11 protein-coding genes are annotated in these 16,938 nt (G+C 66.8%); 3 read left to right on the top strand and 8 right to left on the bottom strand.

What is annotated here, in order from left to right; genetic code table 11:
- Positions 1–110: 110 nt before the first annotated feature.
- Positions 111–764 (bottom strand): glycerophosphodiester phosphodiesterase, encoded by a 654-nt coding sequence (locus AB2U09_RS21910; RefSeq protein ID WP_459194876.1) that lies wholly within the window; start codon positions 762–764, stop codon positions 111–113.
- A gap of 402 nt (positions 765–1,166) precedes the next feature.
- On the opposite strand from AB2U09_RS21910, the gene AB2U09_RS21905 reads away from it, so the two are divergent.
- Positions 1,167–1,886 (top strand): SDR family oxidoreductase, encoded by a 720-nt coding sequence (locus AB2U09_RS21905; RefSeq protein WP_459194875.1) that lies wholly within the window; start codon positions 1,167–1,169, stop codon positions 1,884–1,886.
- A 30-nt stretch (positions 1,887–1,916) separates the two neighbouring features.
- Here the strand turns inward: AB2U09_RS21905 and AB2U09_RS21900 are convergent, their stop codons facing one another.
- Complete coding sequence (locus AB2U09_RS21900) at positions 1,917–2,549, bottom strand: hypothetical protein (protein ID WP_459194874.1); 633 nt, start codon at positions 2,547–2,549, stop codon at positions 1,917–1,919.
- Between the two features lie 81 nt (positions 2,550–2,630).
- Between AB2U09_RS21900 and AB2U09_RS21895 the strand changes: the two genes are divergently transcribed.
- Complete coding sequence (locus AB2U09_RS21895; RefSeq protein WP_459194873.1) at positions 2,631–3,989, top strand: sodium-dependent transporter; 1,359 nt, start codon at positions 2,631–2,633, stop codon at positions 3,987–3,989.
- A gap of 225 nt (positions 3,990–4,214) precedes the next feature.
- Here the strand turns inward: AB2U09_RS21895 and AB2U09_RS21890 are convergent, their stop codons facing one another.
- The 4 genes from AB2U09_RS21890 to AB2U09_RS21875 all read right to left on the bottom strand — a co-directional run bounded on the left by AB2U09_RS21890 (position 4,215) and on the right by AB2U09_RS21875 (position 13,594).
- Positions 4,215–5,867: a hypothetical protein gene (locus AB2U09_RS21890; RefSeq protein ID WP_459194872.1), complete on the bottom strand. Its 1,653-nt coding sequence runs from the start codon at positions 5,865–5,867 to the stop codon at positions 4,215–4,217.
- 59 nt (positions 5,868–5,926) lie between these two features.
- The gene (locus AB2U09_RS21885) at positions 5,927–8,476 is read right to left on the bottom strand and encodes a hypothetical protein (RefSeq protein WP_459194871.1); all 2,550 of its coding nucleotides are present in this window, start codon (positions 8,474–8,476) and stop codon (positions 5,927–5,929) included.
- Between the two features lie 145 nt (positions 8,477–8,621).
- Positions 8,622–10,112, bottom strand: a complete 1,491-nt coding sequence (locus tag AB2U09_RS21880; RefSeq protein WP_459194870.1) for an outer membrane protein assembly factor BamB family protein — start codon at positions 10,110–10,112, stop codon at positions 8,622–8,624.
- Between the two features lie 170 nt (positions 10,113–10,282).
- On the bottom strand, positions 10,283–13,594 hold the full coding sequence (locus tag AB2U09_RS21875) for a DUF7286 family protein (RefSeq protein ID WP_459194869.1): 3,312 nt from the start codon (positions 13,592–13,594) through the stop codon (positions 10,283–10,285).
- A 243-nt stretch (positions 13,595–13,837) separates the two neighbouring features.
- Between AB2U09_RS21875 and AB2U09_RS21870 the strand changes: the two genes are divergently transcribed.
- The gene (locus AB2U09_RS21870) at positions 13,838–14,770 is read left to right on the top strand and encodes a DUF7284 family protein (RefSeq protein WP_459194868.1); all 933 of its coding nucleotides are present in this window, start codon (positions 13,838–13,840) and stop codon (positions 14,768–14,770) included.
- Positions 14,771–14,839: 69 nt separating this feature from the next.
- Here the strand turns inward: AB2U09_RS21870 and AB2U09_RS21865 are convergent, their stop codons facing one another.
- The gene (locus AB2U09_RS21865) at positions 14,840–15,466 is read right to left on the bottom strand and encodes a uracil-DNA glycosylase family protein (RefSeq protein ID WP_459194867.1); all 627 of its coding nucleotides are present in this window, start codon (positions 15,464–15,466) and stop codon (positions 14,840–14,842) included.
- A 24-nt stretch (positions 15,467–15,490) separates the two neighbouring features.
- Positions 15,491–16,861: a DUF7537 family lipoprotein gene (locus AB2U09_RS21860; protein WP_459194866.1), complete on the bottom strand. Its 1,371-nt coding sequence runs from the start codon at positions 16,859–16,861 to the stop codon at positions 15,491–15,493.
- Positions 16,862–16,938 lie beyond the last annotated feature (77 nt).

Raw genomic sequence — 16,938 nt, 5'->3', positions numbered from 1 at the left:
CGTTAATAACTCCAGCTAACGAGCACGCCGAGGGCTTTCAACGCTTGCTGTCCGTAGTAGTTGAGCCGACCACTATCCAGTCGAGAGCAGCCGAGGCCTACGTCTCAAACTCACTCACGGGACGGACAGTACGAGGGGTAGTCGGTCATCACGCCGTCGACGCCGGCGTCGCGGAGCGCCTCGGTCTGGCCGGACTCGCGTACCGTCCAGCCGTTGACGACCAGCCCGGCGTCGTGCGCCCGGTCGACCAGCGAAGCCGTACACGCGTCGAGATTTGCGTGCAGGAACGAACAGCCCAGTTCACTCGCGCGCTCGACGGCCCCTTCGGCCTCCCAGACGGCCAGCGCGGTCGGCAACTCCTCGACCTCCGAGACGGCCTCGGGATCGAACGACGAGACGACAACCTCACAGTCCGCCTCGCTCGCGATCCGCTCGACGCCCTCGCCGGTTCCGCGCTCTTTCAGTTCGGCGTGGAGTACAACACCGTCCGGGATCGCCGCGACGACTTCCTCGAACATCGGGACGCCGGCGTCAGACCCCTCGACCGAGAGGTCGGTGAGTTCAGCGGCGGTGTGTGCCGAGACGGGGCCACTGCCGTCGGTCGTCCGATCGACGGTCTCGTCGTGACAGACCACGAGTTCGCCGGAGCCGCAGATGCGCACGTCGACCTCGACGGCGTCCGCGCGCTGTACCGCGTCTTCGACGGCCGGGACGGTGTTCTCCGGGTTGACGCCGCAGAAGGCGCGATGGGCGATGCAGTCCATACTTCGGGTTCGGGTTGCGGACCGATAGTGGTTCGGAGGGGTTAGTCGTAAACGGACGGTGAATCGATGCGACGGGAGCGTTCGGTGAGAGGTGAAAGGGGTTAGCGCGCTCGCTAGCAGTCACTGCGACAGCAACCGCAGGGAACAGCAGGTGATGAAAGCCCTCGGCGCGCTCGCTAACAGTGACCGCTACCGCAGAGTACACGAGGAGATGGAATCCCCCGGCAAGCTCACGGTCGCTGCGGCGGGATATCCGCGCTCTCCGCATCGCCCACGCGGATAGTGGCTCGCTCAGACGACTCGATGAACGCGAGCCCGCCTCGCCCTTCCAGTCGGCCAAGAACAGTACCACACGCAACATCGCGACGCACATTTATCCAGTACCCGCCCGAACGTCGATCTATGTCAGCCGATTTCGACTTCGGGGAAAGCGTGGTGCTCGTGACCGGCGCCGGCGGGACGCTCGGCAGTTCGGTCTGCGAGGTGTTCGCCGACGCGGGGGCGACCGTCTGCGGCGCCGACGTGGTCGACCCCGACAGCGAGAACTTCGAACTCGACACCGACCGCGTTGACTTCTACCGGGGCGATTTCACCGACGAGGACGACGTGGCCGAGACGGTCGAAGCGGTCGTGGACGACCACGGCGGACTGGACGCGCTGGTCAACGTCGCGGGCACGTGGCGCGGCGGGACGCCGATCGACGAGACGGAGGCCGACACGTTCGACTTCCTGATGAACGTGAACCTGAAGACGATGTTCCTCGCCTCGAAACACGCGATCCCGCACCTCCGCGAGTCGGACGCGGCCGGGCAGGGTGCAATCGTCAGCGTCTCCGCGCGCGCCAGCCTCGAAGGGGGCGAGGGCGACGGGATCTACCGCGCGTCGAAAGCCGGCGTACGGATCCTCACCGAAACCATCGCGGAGGAGAACCTCGGCGAGGTCCGCGCCAACGCGGTCATGCCGAGCGTCATCGACACGCCGGCGAACCGCGAGATGATGCCGGATTCGGACCACGACAAGTGGGTCGATCCGTCGGAGATCGCCGAGACCATCCTGTACCTCTGCTCGGACGCCGCGAGCGTCACGAGCGGCGCGGCCGTCCCCGTCTACGGCGAAGCGTAGCGCCCCGAGGAGCCCGCGGGGAACCGCCGCTCAACAGCCGCCCGCGCCGCCGGCGGCGCCGGCGCCCGCGCAACTCGCGCTAGCCGCGCTCGCACCGGCCATCGCGGCTGCCGATCCGGTCACCACCGCCGCGTCGTCGTTGCGGCTGTAGTCGACGCACTCGCCCCACGCAACTGGCGCGATGAGGTCGTCGATGTCGTCGGCCTCCAGCATCGCGGACTTGAACGCCGCGGCGTCGAAGCCCGTCTCGGTGACCAGTCGATCGGCCAACTCCGGCGTGACCGCGATCCGGCGACACTCCTCGGCCTCGAAGAGGCCGTCGCCGTCGAAGGTGAACTGCACGTCGTAGTGGCGGACGAACACCCCCTCGAAGGCCGGTTGCATCGCACGGATCGCCTCGCTCGCGAGTTCCCACACGAGGTCGTAGTCCGGCGACTCGACGTCCTCGCCCAGCGAGAAGCGGGCGATGGGGACCGTGATCGGCTCCTCGTCGGGACCTTCGTTGACGACGGCGACGCCGGTCACCGCGCAGTCGTCGATGCCGTAGGCCTCCGGCGTGATGCGGTTCTGCAGTGACTCGTGGGCCTCGTCTTCGCGCTCTTGCAGGTCGATCCCTTCGTCGGTGTCGCCGTCGCCGAGCAATCGCTCTAGCAGGGAGGGCATACGCCCCTCCTGTCGCTCGGGCACGACTTAGCGTCTGGGGTCGTAGCTATTTTGAACGACTCCGACCGAGCATCGGTAGAGATGGTCGAACGAGAAACGTGGGCGACGCGGGTGGGGTTCCTCGTCGCCGCAATCGGGAGCGCAGTCGGCCTGGGGAACCTCTGGCAGTTCCCGTTCAAGACGGCCGCGAACGGCGGCGCCGCGTTCGTCGTCTTCTATCTGATCGCGGTAGTGCTGATCGGGTTCCCGGCGATGCTCGCGGAGTTCGTCATCGGACGGCGGACGAACCGCAACGTCGTCGGTTCCTTCGACGAACTCGGTGGATCGAGCTGGCGGATCCTCGGTGGACTGGCACTTCTCACCGGATTCTGGGTCCTCTCGTACTACAACGTCGTCGGTGGCTGGGTGCTGCGCTACGTCCTTGGAAGCGCGACCGGGGCGTACTTCGGCGATCCCGGCGGGTACTTCAACGCCATCGCGTCCGGTCCCGAAGCGATCGCCGCGCAGTTGCTCTTCCTGGGTATCTCCGTCGGCATCGTCGCACTGGGTATCGAGAACGGGATCGAGAAGGCGACGAAGGTGATGGTTCCCACTATCGTCGCCCTGATGATCGGGCTCGCGGCGTGGGCGTTCACGCTCGGCGGCGCGATGGAGGGGGTCAGCTACTTCCTCTCGCCCGACGTTGACTCGCTCATCTCGAACGCCGGGGCGGTCGTCCCCGACGCCGTCGGCCAGGCGTTCTTCACGCTCTCGCTCGGGATGGGGATCATGATCACCTACGCCTCGTATCTGGGCGAGGACGACAATCTACCCTTCGACGGCGGTATCATCGTCGTCTCGAACACGCTGATCGGCGTTCTGGCGGGGTTGGTCGTCTTCCCGCTCCTCTTTGCAAACAATCTCGACCCCGCGACCGGCGGGCCCGACGCGCTGTTCGTCGCGATCGCGTCGGCGTTCGCGAATCTCCCTGCCGGGCAGATACTCGGGATCGTCTTCTTCGGCGTCGTAGGGCTCGCGGCGCTGTCCTCGGCGATCAGTCTCCTCGAAGTCACAGTCTCGTACGCGACCGACAACTTCGACGTCTCCCGACCGATACTCTCGGTGAGCGCCGGAGTGCTGTTGTTCCTGCTCGGACTCCCCTCGACGCTCGATACCGGTGATGCCGGAGGGCCATCGGTCTGGTTCGGCTGGTTCGACGCCATGGCGTACAACCTGTTCCTGCCGCTGTCGGCGCTGTTCATCGTTGTCTTCGTCGGATGGCTACTCGCCCAAGAGGCCGTCACCGAACTGCGAGCGGGAAGCGAGTCCATCCCTTCCTTCAGTCCGATCTGGCTCTGGTCGCTCCGGACGGTCGTCTTCTTCGGTATCCTCGCGACGCTCGGGCTCGGCGTTCACACGCTCTTCCTGGCCGAGGACGCCGCCTTCTTCGCGCCGTTCTAAGGTGATCGAGAGGTCTTATTTCGAGGCGCTGACTTCCCCGGACTACCGAACCATTACGGGTCGTCGTCGGGCAAAAACCGACCGGGACCCGCCCAGCGGACGTAATCGCGCTCGACATCGAGAATGGTTCCTGCAGGCGGGGTCGACCGGAAGTCCGCCGCTGGTCTGCGCCGTCTCTCCGTGCCCGCCGATCCCGGCGTACTGCCCCAGTCGTGACCTACGGGCCTACGAACTCGTTCCGGCCGTTCGTCGTCGGACGACGTAGACGGCCGCGACGAACACGTTGAGTAACGGGACGGCGGTCAGGTAGTAGACCCTCGACGGACGCCAGCCGACGGCGCCAGCCCGGGCGCGCTCGCGATAGACGCCGAACGGCGCGACGAGCGACGTGAGCAGGAACGCGGGGACGAGCGCGTCGATGTAGGACTCCCGTGGCGACGTCGCGAAGACGCCGGCGGCGTGCAGTCCGTCGGCGATAGCGCTCGCCGCGAACATCCCCGCGATGACGACGAGTGGCGTCGCGACGGCGACCCACCACCGGCTCGGCCCCGCTTCGCCCACCTCTTCCGAGCGGCTTGGTGTCGTCTCCTCGCGGGCCTCGGTCCGGTCGCCGTCGACGTCGGCGGGGCTGTCCGTCGTCCCGTCGGCGGAGGAGTCCCCGACGCGTGGTTCGGCCTCGCCCACGTCGTGGGACTGCCGGAGGTGCTCCAGCCGATGCGCCATGCTCGGTGCCGGCCTCATGCGGTACTTCATGCCGCTGAGTCTGCCCGTGTGACCGCTACCGGGAGCGTCGGATCGCCGGTCCTGGCCCGGCTCACCGTTTCGGAAGGACACGAGGTCCGATCCCGACCGCTCGTAGGTCGCCACGACGGCTTCGGGGCCGAACTCGTCCGCAGTCTCGGCGTCCGCCGCGTAGGTGATCCGCTTCGCCTGCCGCGCCGCGAGAACCAGGACGAGCGTCAGGAGCGCGAGTACGCCGAGAGTCGCCGCACGCTCCGCGATCGGGCGCGGACCGGCCCGGAGACCGACTACCCCGGAGACGCCGTACAGGCTGACCAGGTAGAACGACCAGACAACCGACGAGTAGAGGATCAGGTGCGGGATGTACCACCGGCGATTGGCCGCGTCGGTCTGCGACAGCGCGACCGCCAGGTCGTCGTCGGTCACTCCTTCCAGCCACGATTCACGGACCACGAGTCGGCGGAACGGGCCGTGCCCACTGACGAACACTGGACTGGCGATCCGCTCGCGGACAGTCACTTCGACAGGCGGGCACGTCCCGCCGAACCGCTCGAAGGCCGCTTCCAGACGCGCGCGCTCGCCGTCGGTGGGAAGCCTGCTGACGACGGGAGCGAGGTGTCTCCAGTAGGAGAGGACCAGTGCACGGCCGAACACGACCCCGATGAATCCGGCGACTACCAGCCACACCTCGCCCGGAACGAGAGCGAACCGGTACGCCTGGACGACGAGTGCGAGGGCGAACACCGCCGCGCCATCGACCACGAGCCTGGCCCGCCACTGGCGTGGCCGGGTCGTGAATCCCGCACCGAGCGACGATGGAAGCGGGGCGAGCCCGCGATGCACCGCGGCGACGCCGACGAGCGCGACCAGCGCCGCGACGAGCGCGTTCGCGACGAGCGACCCGGTCGCGGAGGGGACGGCACCGACGGTCGCTCCGGCCGCTCCCAGTCCCCATATCGAGAGCGCACCCGCGACCGCGAGCCCCGAGTACGCTGCGAGCAGCGTTCCCGTCCAGTGGACCGTCGCCGACGCCGCGTCGGAGACTCGTCGGCCGACCTCGGCGCTCGTGCGGCCGAGGACGAACAGTCCCGCGACGAGCAGGAGCGAAATCGAGAGTGTGTCGATCAACGATATCACTTGTATCAGTCGACCGTCCAGTCCGATTAATGGATACCGGTCTGTCGGCCTCGGAACCCCTACGCCGGAGCCGGGCCGCCGAATTCGACTTGCGGGGTGAGTTGGTCCATGAACGGGGTACCCCCGGCGAACGCGGCCACGACGAGACCGAGGAGGAGGAATATCGGGATCGGTCCCGAGGACACCTCGAGACTGATGTACCCCAGCGAGACCGCGGCGACGAACAGGAGGAACGCCACGACGAGAAGCAGGTCGAGGATGAGCCGTACGGTGTCATCCGGCAGGATGTCCCCGATATCGTCTGGGAGGCCGACGTTCTCGTCGATCCACTCGGCGATGTCTTCGCCCTTCTCCTCGATGTAATCGACGATCGAGTCAGAGATATCGGTGCTGACGTCCAGGATCCACGCCGCTACGTCGTCGAGCGTCGAGACGACGTCCGACGGGATGTCCGTACAGGCGCGCTGGCAGTTCGTGTCGAACTCGTTCGGGAGCGTCCACTGGACTCGTGCGAGGTCCGCGATCCCGCTGAGTAGCTCCTCGAACGTGTCGCGGAGCCGGAGGTGCTCCGCTTCGTACTCCTCGGCCCGTTTGTAGAAGGTGACCTGTGGGTCCTTGACACTGCGCTCGAACTGCTCGAGGTCGAAGTCCGTGACGCGCTGGATCTCGTCGTACACCGACTGTTCGACGTCTTCGAGCCACAGGCCCACTTCGGCGCCCAGGTCCCGGAGTTGCGACGGCAGGTCCAGCGGGACCTCCCCCCAGTCGACCGGATCGTTCTGCACGAGCGCCGCCTTCTCGGCCATCTCGTCGAGGTGGTCGGGGTGAGCGATCCCCCGGGCTTCGACGTCGTCGTGTAACTCGATAGCGTACTCGAGCTCGTCGGACTCCCGCAGCGCAGTCTTGGACACCGCCAGCGCCTCCGAGCAGGTCGCTCCCCTATCCCTGGCGGTGACCATCCCCGCGTTGTCGAACGCTCGGCGCGTGTCGTACTGCGGCGGCATGTGCGGGTCGTACTCGTCGGGTGCGTCCCGGTAGTACGCTTCCAGATCGTCGCAGACCGCTTGCGCGTCTTCGTACGTCTCCGTCCTCTCGAGTTCCTCCTGATAGTACTCGGCAGCGTCCTCCAGCAGGAGATAGAGCGTGTACTCCGCCGCCTGGGCGTACTCGGCGAGCCACTTGTAGTCCTCCAGCGGGAGGCCGATGGCCTCGGTCCCGGCGACCCAGTACAGACACGTCGGATCCCAGGGGACCAGGCCCACCTGCAACGCGAACGGAATCTCGAGGTACGGCCCCATCGCCATGTCGACCGTGACGCCGAACATGACCGGACTGCCCGGTTTGTGCGCACACCGGTCGAAGTCGATCGATATCGGGAGGACGTTCTGGTTGAAGTAGTCCGTGATCGTTCTGTCCGCCGTGTTCCGGGCGGCACCCGGGCGCATGGTAGGACCCGGCGTCGAGTTCAACGAGGCAGTTCCCGGACGCGAACTCCCGGTGTCCGCGCGCCGGCCCCGGCCGCTCGTCGCAGCGGTTCCGTCGCGAGCCTGTGCGCGCCCAGCGGTCGTGACGGTGTCGAAATCGCGGTCCGCGAGCCTGTCGACGCCAGTGAGAGTCGACACGTCCCGTCGATCCGACTCGCTCACGTCGGCGTCCATCGTATCGATGACAGGCCAGGAAGGGTCGCCTTCCTCGAACGGCGTTTCGAACTCGAAGGGCAGGGCCATGTCGAGCGCCGGAAACGACGGCGAGAACGTCTCGTCGCTCGCGTCAAGCACCGTCTTCGTACCGTCCGTAACGGTGAACAACGGTTCGAGGAGCCGGTCTTTGATCTCCTCCGCCAGCGTCTTCAGTAGCCCGCTGACACCGTCCTGGAGGCGCTCCTCGACGAAGTCCTTGACACTTCCGTAAGTGTCGCTGATATGCGCGGGCACCTCTTCGATCTGCGAACGGGCGGCCTCCCAGGCGTCTTCCCCCCACTCACTCACTTCACTGGTGATCTCGTCGACCACACCGAGGCCGGGTAAACTGGTCTCAGTGCTGGCCGGACTCGCCGCGGCGCCCGCCCCGAAAAACGAGCCGCTGGGCGTCGACGTCGGCGTCGGCGTCGGTGTCTCGTCCTTGCTGGGATCGACGTTCCGGAGTTCTTCCAGCAGGGCGTTGCCCTCGTCGAGCAGGAACTCGATGTCCTCGACGACGGTCGGGACGCTGTCCGTGATCCAGTCTTTGACAGCGGATACGACGGAGTCTAGCTGGTCGAGACTACCCATCAGCCAGTTCTGCAGGTTTCTGACGACCTCCGCCCCGAGGTTCGAAGCCACCCGGGTGACCACCGAGTTTAGCTGCTCCTCGGGGTCCTCGGGTACGTCCTCGTCCACGTAGTCGAGCACGTCGAAGTCGAAATCCGGCTGTGTCGGGCCCCTTTCCGCCATTCCAAACCCGGTCGGCACGCCGTCCCGCTGCACGCCGGCGTTCGAGACCTCGGTCCCAACCTGTCCCCCGGCCCCCGACGCCGTCGCATGCCCGGTGAGCGGTGACAGAGCACCCATACCGGCCGCGAGCGCCTGAAGTATCTCTCGTCTATCCACGTCCTCCCCGTTCCCCTGCATGTATACATCAAGGTGCTTACCAGTAACTACTTAATATAAACGGTACGTGATTTGCGACGGTAACGTATCGGAAAGGGCGCGTGGCCCCTCTATACACCGTCAGCTCCGGCATCCAATGGCCGGGACTCCTGCGGGAGTCGACGGGTCACTCGCCGTCGTTCTCGTCGTCCCCGTCCCGCCAGAAGAGGTATCCGCCGCCGAGAGCCGCGGAAGACCCGAGGAACCCCGGCAAGAGCAGACCGATCCCGTCGTCGCCGTCGTCGTTCGCGTCCGTCGACTCCGTTTCGCCGGACCGTGCCGGCGTCCCGGCGTCCGTCGGTCCGGTCGGTGCGGAAGCGGCGTCCGTCTCCACGTCGGCTCTCGATTCGGAGGCGGTGCCGGCGTCGGAGGCGGTATCGGATGCTCCGGACGGCGTTCCGTCGTCGGTTCGCGCCTGTCCGGTCCCCGGAGCAGTAGTGCCCGCCTCGAACGGTTCGCCGGCGCTCTCGGCGAAGTACCCGAGTGTCTCACACGCGGCGCGGGCACCCTCGCTGGTTCCGTCGGTGTCGGTCCGTATCGCGTGTACCGCCGGTTCGTCGTCCCGGTCACCGACGATCAGCACGCCGTCGACGACCGTCGGCGAGGAGTAGATGGCGTCGTTGCTGGTCTCGAAGCGCCACAGTCGGTCGCCGCTCTCGACGTCGAACGCGTAGACGAACCCCGACCAGCCGGTGACGTAGAGCGTCGAGTCGACGACCGTGGGCGACGCGTAGACGTTCCCCTCGGCACTGGCGGTCCAGCGTTCCGTCCCGGACGACGCCTCGACCGCGTGGACCTGCTGTCCGTACGGGTCGGAGTTCCCGAAGAACACCTGGCCGTCCGCCACGGTCGGCGTCGACCAGATCTCCGTCTCCGTCTCCAGTGACCACGTCGCGGAACCGTCGTCCGCGCTGACCGCGTACAGCGTCGCGTCCCGACTCCCGACGAACACCGTCCCGTCGACGACCGTCGGTGATGTCAGCGCGCCGTCGGCGTCGTCGAACTGCCATCTCTCCCGCCCGTCTGCCGCGTCGACGGCGGAGAGCGTCCCGGCATCGGATCCGACGTAGACGGTCCCGTCGACGACCGTCGGCGAGGAGGTGATCGGCGCAGACCCGATCTCGACGTCCCACGCTCGCTCCCCGGATTCCGCGTCGAACGCGTGTAGCTTCCCGTCGTGCATCCCGACCAGTACCAGTCCGCCGTGTGTGGTCGGCGACGACGTCCACTCCAGCCTGGGCTCGTAGCGACCCTGCAGTTCGACGGACCACTGTCGCTCCCCGGATTCCGCGTCGAACGCGAACACCTTGCCGGTCAGGGTCGTGACGTACAGCCTCCCGTAGGCCGCTTCGACCGACGACGCGACGTTGAGTTCGGCGTTTCCGACCCACCGCTGCTCGCCCGTGCCAAGGTCGATGGCGTGGAGGTCCCCCGCCGAGTTGCCGACGTAGACTGTATCGTCGACGACCGTCGGCGACGACACGACCGTCGAGGTCCCGTCGTACTTCCACACTCGTTCGGCTTCGTACTCCGACTGTGACGCCGGTTCGAGGAACTCCGGAAGCGTGGTCCCGGTCGGTCCCCCCTCCGACGTATCGAATCTACCCCCACCGTTCATACTACCCGATTCTCCCTCCGGATAAAGAATGTACTGGTTTCTAACATTACGACCTGTCGTTCGGGCGGTCGTCGGTGAACCATGGCCCGAAGGCCGGCTGCCGTCGGGAAACTCCCGGCTCCGTGCGACGGGACGGGACGGGACGGGACGGGACGGGCCGACTGCCGTCGCTACGGGTCGGCACAGTCGTCGACGTCGCTTTCGTCACGTACCGGCCCGGTCACCGGTGACGACCCGAAACAGAGGTCCGGAGTGGCGGTCCGGTCGCCGACGCCGAGTCCGTCCGAGGGCGCCGCGACGACCAGCGGGGCGCGCGCGTCGAACGAGATCGACTCGGTCCGTCCGAGTCGGACGGTCGACCCGTCGACGTCTATCGATACCGTATCGCGCTCGCGGACGAACCGCATCGGGGTCGACGACCGGGGCGTACTCACCGACGACTCGGCCACGAATCGCTTGTACTGGCCCCGGACGCGGATATCCCAGCGGTTCGCCGTCAGCACGTTCCACTTCGGCACGTCGATCAGGTGGGTGCCCGACGGCGCCCTGTTCGGCGCGAACGCGTTCTCGTCGAGATCGCTGCGGAGCCACTGCTCCTCGGTTGCGGTCGTCCCCCGGGCGTCGAGCGAACGGTCGAGCGACGATGCGAGGCGTTCGGAGACCACGTCGTCGTCGACCTCGTCGAGTCGGCCGCGGACGCGCTCACCGAGCGCCTGCGTCGCGGGAGCGAGCGGTGACGACGTAACGTCGACGCGTCGGGTGGACCTGTCGAGACCGTACTTGATCGTCCCCTCCAGGTGCGAGTTGAACTGCCAGACGAGATAGTCGTACTCCGAATCTTCCGGGACCCGGAACCGGTCCGACACGGCGCTCGCGACCACCGCTCTGGCCGTCTCGTTCTCACCCATGCGTATCGCCTGCGTCTCCGTCGATCCCAGTTCCCGCATCTCCTCGCGGATAGCCGTCTCGAGTTCGTCGGATCCGAGGGGGAACACCCTCGCCGCGCTCGTTGCAGCCGACGCGGCGATCCGGTCGAGTTCGGTCTCGACCCCGTCCTCGAGCGCGTCGACGTTCCCGTCGTCCCAGTCCCCACCGACCACCGAATCCGTCGCTTTGCCCGCCTGAAGCACTTTCCCAGCGGTGACCAGGCCCGACGCACGAGACCCCTCGCCCGCCTCGGGTGCCGTGTAGTAGTTCTCCTCCGCGCCCGACAGCGGTGCGAACCCGTGAGTCGGATCGTCGACCGCCGGGACCTGTTCGTGCTGGACCCGGTCGAACGTGAGGTGGGTCGGCTCCCCGTCGGCCACGGTGATCTCTTCCCGCAGTAACTCGCTCTCGGGCACGTCCGCCGGCGGCACCTCGCGCGGCGACGGACCGAGTTGCCGGCGCGTGAACGCGGTCAGATCCGATAGGTCCGTCCCGTCGTATCCGTCCAGCGTCTCGTCGAGCCGCGTTTTGCGGAGTTCGTGCTGTTCGATCGCCTCGTCCACGCGCGTTCTGAGCCGGTTCAGCATCTCCAGGCGGGCCTCGGCCCTGACCTTGTCCGGGACGTTCTCGTACTCGCCGTCGAGGTACGGATACACATAGGCGTCGTCGTGGTCGTCGTCGATCTGCTGGCGCAACGCCCGGAAGGGGCTCCCGTCGTCGAGCAGTTCGTGGCGCGGGAACGTCGTCGAAACGGTCGAGACGTCTTCTTCCAGTGCGATGAGGTCCTCGACCAGCCACCCCTTGAGAACGTCGGGCGATGTCGGTTCGGCCCTGACCTCCGCGTCGCCGGCCGTGATCACGTCCAGCAGGTCCTGAGAATCCAGCACGGAGTGCGACCCGGTCGTCTCCGATTCGATGTGCGATTTGAGCTGCGTGCGGATCCGGTCCGCGTCGGTGACGCCCTCGAGAGTCGCCTCCGCGGCCGTTTCGGGGACGTCCGCGTAGTTCGATCCGTACACTGTATCGTCGGCCCCGTACGGTCCGGATTCGTAGTCGTAGTCGATCCCCGCATCCCTCGTGAGCGCGTCCGGGCTGTGCTCGCCGGTGACCGTCAGGTCGACGTCGTAGCGGACGGTACTCTCCGTTCCGCCGCGCTCGTACATCCCGACGAACACGACGTGGACCTCGTAGAGGTCCCGCTCCCTCGACGTCGAGTCCGGGTCGGCGACGCGTTCGACGCTCGGGATCATCACGTCTCGCCGCAGGAGCTGTTCGTTTTCGTCGTCCTCGTCTCCCGAACGGACGGTCGTTTCCACCGACGCGTCGGTTCCGACGTCCACCGTGTAGACGCGGTCTATCGCCGTCTCGACGGCATCCTCGACTGCGGCCTCGCCGAAGACGACCTCCGCCGTCTCGTCGAGTCCGACCGTCTCTCGCTGGTCGAGGTACGCCGTATCGGACGCGAGTTGCCGCCACGACGGGGCGCTATCGAAGGAGACGCTCGAGTCGCCGTAGATTTCGTTCGCTCCCTGGCAGTACGACCGGTCGGTCGCTTCGTCCAGGAGAGCGTCGACGTCGTCACTCCCGCCGTTTGCCGTCTCGTATATCCCCGCCGTATCCCGGCCGAGCATGCACGCGTACGAGCGGGCGAGCGTCTCCGTCGACCGCCGGTCCTCGTGACCGAACACGCGCCGTTGCGTCGCGAAGATCGCGTCGTTCGCCATCGTCTCGACGTGGCGCTGGGCCACGACCTCCCGGACCGGCGCCCCCTCGTTCTGGGCGTACCCGCGTGTGTAACTCAAGGCGGCCAGCCGCCCGCCGAGGTACTTCCCCAGCCCCTCGTACTCGCCCGTTCCGGCGTTGCCGAAGTCCATGTTCAGCTGGCGCTCGTACATGGTCGTGCGGTGATAGAGCTGGAAGAGGGGCGTTCCGACGGTCACCGTGACCGGCCGTGTGTCGCTCGCGACGACCTCGCCGTCGCGGACCGCTTCCATGCTGACGCCGTCGATCGTCGCCCGAACTTTCCCGTGGCCGAGGCTGTCGGTGTAGCTGTCACCGTACGAGAGGTCCTCCCCGCCGACGTGGAGGGTGACGGCGTCGATCGCCGCCGCGGCGTCGCTGGCGTCAGTCACCGGCGACAGCGAGACACGCGCCCGAGTCTCGTCGCCGACCGGCTGATCCACGCTTGTCACCTGTTCGTGTGCCTGCATGTAGACGAGCAGCTTCACGTATCTGACGAACACCGTCTCTCGGTCGGCTGCGTCCGGATCGCCGTCCGCCAGTACGCGTCCGAACTCGGTGTCTGCCGCCCGCGTCATCGGCTCTCTGGCGGCTCGCTCGCTCGCCGTCACGAGCGATTCCCGGAGTTCCCCCTGTGCGCTGGCGGCCGCACGGTCGATCGTCTCGCTCACGTCGACGTTCACTTGCGGCTCCGGTCGCGTCTGGAACGCGGCCACGAGCATCGAGCTCCCGAGTAGCAGGAACACACCGATGAGAGCGAAGGGAATCCGCGCGCGCTCGCTACTCGCTATCGAGACTACCCCCTTTCCACCCATTAGCTCCGCCCCAACATTCGTTCGATACCTGTGTTCTCAGAGACTGATATTTAAAAATGCCGTTGGCTGACAGGTGTGGCGGCCGGGCGTGTAGAATTTTATATAGCTGGGGTCGGCCAGATTCGATATGAAAACGGGCCACAGACGCCGACTCTCGACGACATCCTCCGCAGGGGCGGGGCCGATCGTCGCCCACTCGGACCGAGGGGACTGTGGTCACTGCTCCCCCGGGAGTGACGAAGCGTGAACGAACGGGGGATATCGACAGTCGTCGACGTGTCGATGGCGCTACTGATGGTGAGCGCCTCGGTGTTCCTCGTCGGGACGTTCGTCGTCTCAGACGAGTCGAGCGACGACCTGCGGTCGTCCGAACACGTCGCCGACACGCTCGAGGCCGCCACCGCGACGGTGGATTACACGCTCAGGCCGGTCGCGAGCGATCCCGACTTCGCGAACGACGGGTACCCTGTGTCGCGGTTCGAACGGCAGCGATACGGGTCGCTGACCGGACTGCTGGCCGACGCAGCAGTCGCTGACGTACGTATCGACGGCGACCCGCTGACAGCCGAAGGAGCGCAGTTCACGGACGCCGTTCGGGGTAACGTGCTCAACGCCGTGACAGCCACCGAAGAAAGCGTACGCGTGGTCTCGCTCTGGCGCCCGTACGACCGTTCGGGGATCGAGGGGCGTGTAAGCGTCGGTAAGGCTGTCCCGAACGACGAGGACGTCGAGACGACGACGATCACCGTCACGAACGGGTTTCCCGAGGTCACCGAGGACGAGGTTCGAGCGGCGTACGGTGCCAGCCGGAGCTTCGAACCCGTCGCGGACCTGATCGCCGAGCGGATCGTCGCGGGGTACTTCCCCCCGGCGGAGACCGAGATGGCACTCGAACGCGATCAGTTCGACCGCGCGTTGACGACGTATCGGTATCAGCAACTCGCCGCGATAGTCGAGAGCGAGCGCGATCCCGACTTCGATCCGGACGACCCCAGCGATCCGCTGAGTCGCCGGGGCGCGGACGCGACCGAGGCGAACGAGCGGCTGGCCGCTGGGCTGAGCGAGATAATCGCCGACGACATGCGTCGGACCTTCGACGCCGATATCTCGCCGGAAGCGCTCGCCGACGCAGTCTCTACCGAGGAGGTCCGGATCACGGTGTACCACTGGGACTGACGGGCGACCGTCGCGAACCGGTGCCAGAGCGTTCGGTCTCGACGCGCGGCCTTCCGGGACCGGCTGCGCCTACCGCACCATGTACGGGTCGTCGTCGGGCAGGAACCGGCCGAGGTCCGCCCGGCGGACGTAGTCGCGCTGGCGCAACTCGATCAGCGACTCGACGAGCGCCTCCTCGTCTTCGTCGGACCACTCGGCCGGGTCCTTGACGGGGACGATGAGCCACCCGCTGCCGGGGATCTCGGTCGCGTGCTGGGCCTCCACGTCGACGTCCTCGGGCGGTCGCGCGCTCATGTTCGCGAAGACGTGGCGAGTCGCGCGCTCGCCGACCGGCAGGAGGACGTGAGCGGTGATAGCGCGGATCTCCGAGTCGAAGATGTTCTCCACCTCGGCGTAGTCCCGCTCGCTCGGGACGCCGTCGGGCACGCAGGGGTAGAGATACGAGAAGAAGGTCTTCTCGACGACGGGGGGTTCGCCCGTCTCGGCCAGCAGGCCGCCCTCGGCGAGGGCACGCTGCAGTCGCTCGCTGGCGGCGAACTCCGTGAACGGGTAGCCCGTCTCGGCTCCGCCGTGAACGCCGGGATGGTCGCCGACGACGTGGAAGTCCGCGTTCGCGTCGCCGTAGCCGGCGACGAACGGTTCACACGGCGGCGAGAAGCCGAAGGGGTTCGACTGTCGGGCCGTGACGTTCTTCACGTCAGGCCGGAGTGGCGGCGGCGTCTAAACTCCGCCGGTTTCGCGTCCCGGACTGGTCAGCGAGTTCGGGCCGGAGTCCATCCGGTCGTCCCGCTCTTGCAGTCCCGAGACGTACTGCGACCACTGCAGTAGCAGGAAGGTCTCCCCCTGGTATTGGTTGAGCGACGCCTCGTTCGTGAACGTCACCGACGCCGTGTCGTGTTCGGCGTCGACGGTCGTGTCGACCGGCTCGATCAGCTGTGTCGTCCGGTTCAGCGTGGCCAGTCGGAGCGTCGACTCGTTCCCGTCTTCGACGGCGTCGTCGTCGTAGTGGACCCGGATCGTGACCGATTCAACCGTATCGAGCGAGAAGTAGTACCGCGCGATCTCGCCGACGCGGTAGCGGTTCAGGAACTCGTTCCGGAACATCGGATTGGAGCTGACCTCCGGCCCGACGGTGGCGTACCCGTCGAGTTCACCATGCGTCGCGGTCACGTCCATCTCTACCCGGCCGTCTTCACCCGTCGCGTTGTAGGTCCGCGTCACGATGTCGTCGGAGTCGGGTCGGGCGGCGACAGCTTTCGCCTCGTTCAGCCAGTCGGGCTCCGAGACGGTAGTCGACCCGACCTCGGTGAACCGCCGTCTAGCGGAGTGGACGAGCTGCCGATCCTCGATCTCGACGGTGACGGTCACTCCCAAGTACTTCACGTATCCCGCGTCGTCGACGACGTAGGTCAGGTTGAACGCCGTGACGTTCTCGGGGTCAACGTCGGTGGAATCGTTCCAGAGCCCGGTGTAGGAGTCGGCCGTGTAGACGGTCCCGTCGAACCCGTCGACCGTTCCCGAACCCCTCCGTTCGAGGGCGTCCGGATTGCCACGGGTCACCGTCAGGATCTGCGTCGTATTGATCGCGTCGCTACGCTCGGGCCCAAAGAACTTGCCGAGTCCAGTCTGGGTGAACGTCGCTCCGCTCCCGTTGCGATATCGTTCCCTGACGCCGCCGGAAAGCGGGTCGAGCCGGGTGTACGCGCGCCCGCTTCCGAAGTCGACCCGACCGAGCCGGACCTGCGTCCGCGTGACGGTACGGTTACCGGTGCGGATGGTCTGGACCGTCGTCGTGTTGACCGTCGCGCTCCCTGCGGCACGAAGGGCGGACAGGTGTGAGTCCCAGATCGCAGATTCATCACCCCCCACAGTGCTCCCGGTAGTCTCGGTCGCGGTTCCGGTCGCCGATCCGTTCGCATCGGCGCGAGCGGTCTCCGCCGACGCGGCGTCGGTCGCCTCCGGAGTCGCGTCCGCTCCAGCGCTCGTCGCCGTCTCCACCTCGCGGTCGGTCATCACACCCTGACACCCCGCAGTCACCACGAGCGTTCCGACGAACGCCAGCAGCACTGCGCTCCGAACCGTTGCAGTCATACGTCCGGACAGCGACACGACAGCGAATCAACGTTTCGCTTTCGCGCGGTTCGAGGGTAGCCAATCGGGTAACGCTT

The sequence above is a fragment of the Halosimplex yunnanense genome (assembly GCF_054504345.1).
Note: the sequence above shows the minus strand (reverse complement) of the source record. Positions and strands in the feature narration are given on the sequence as shown.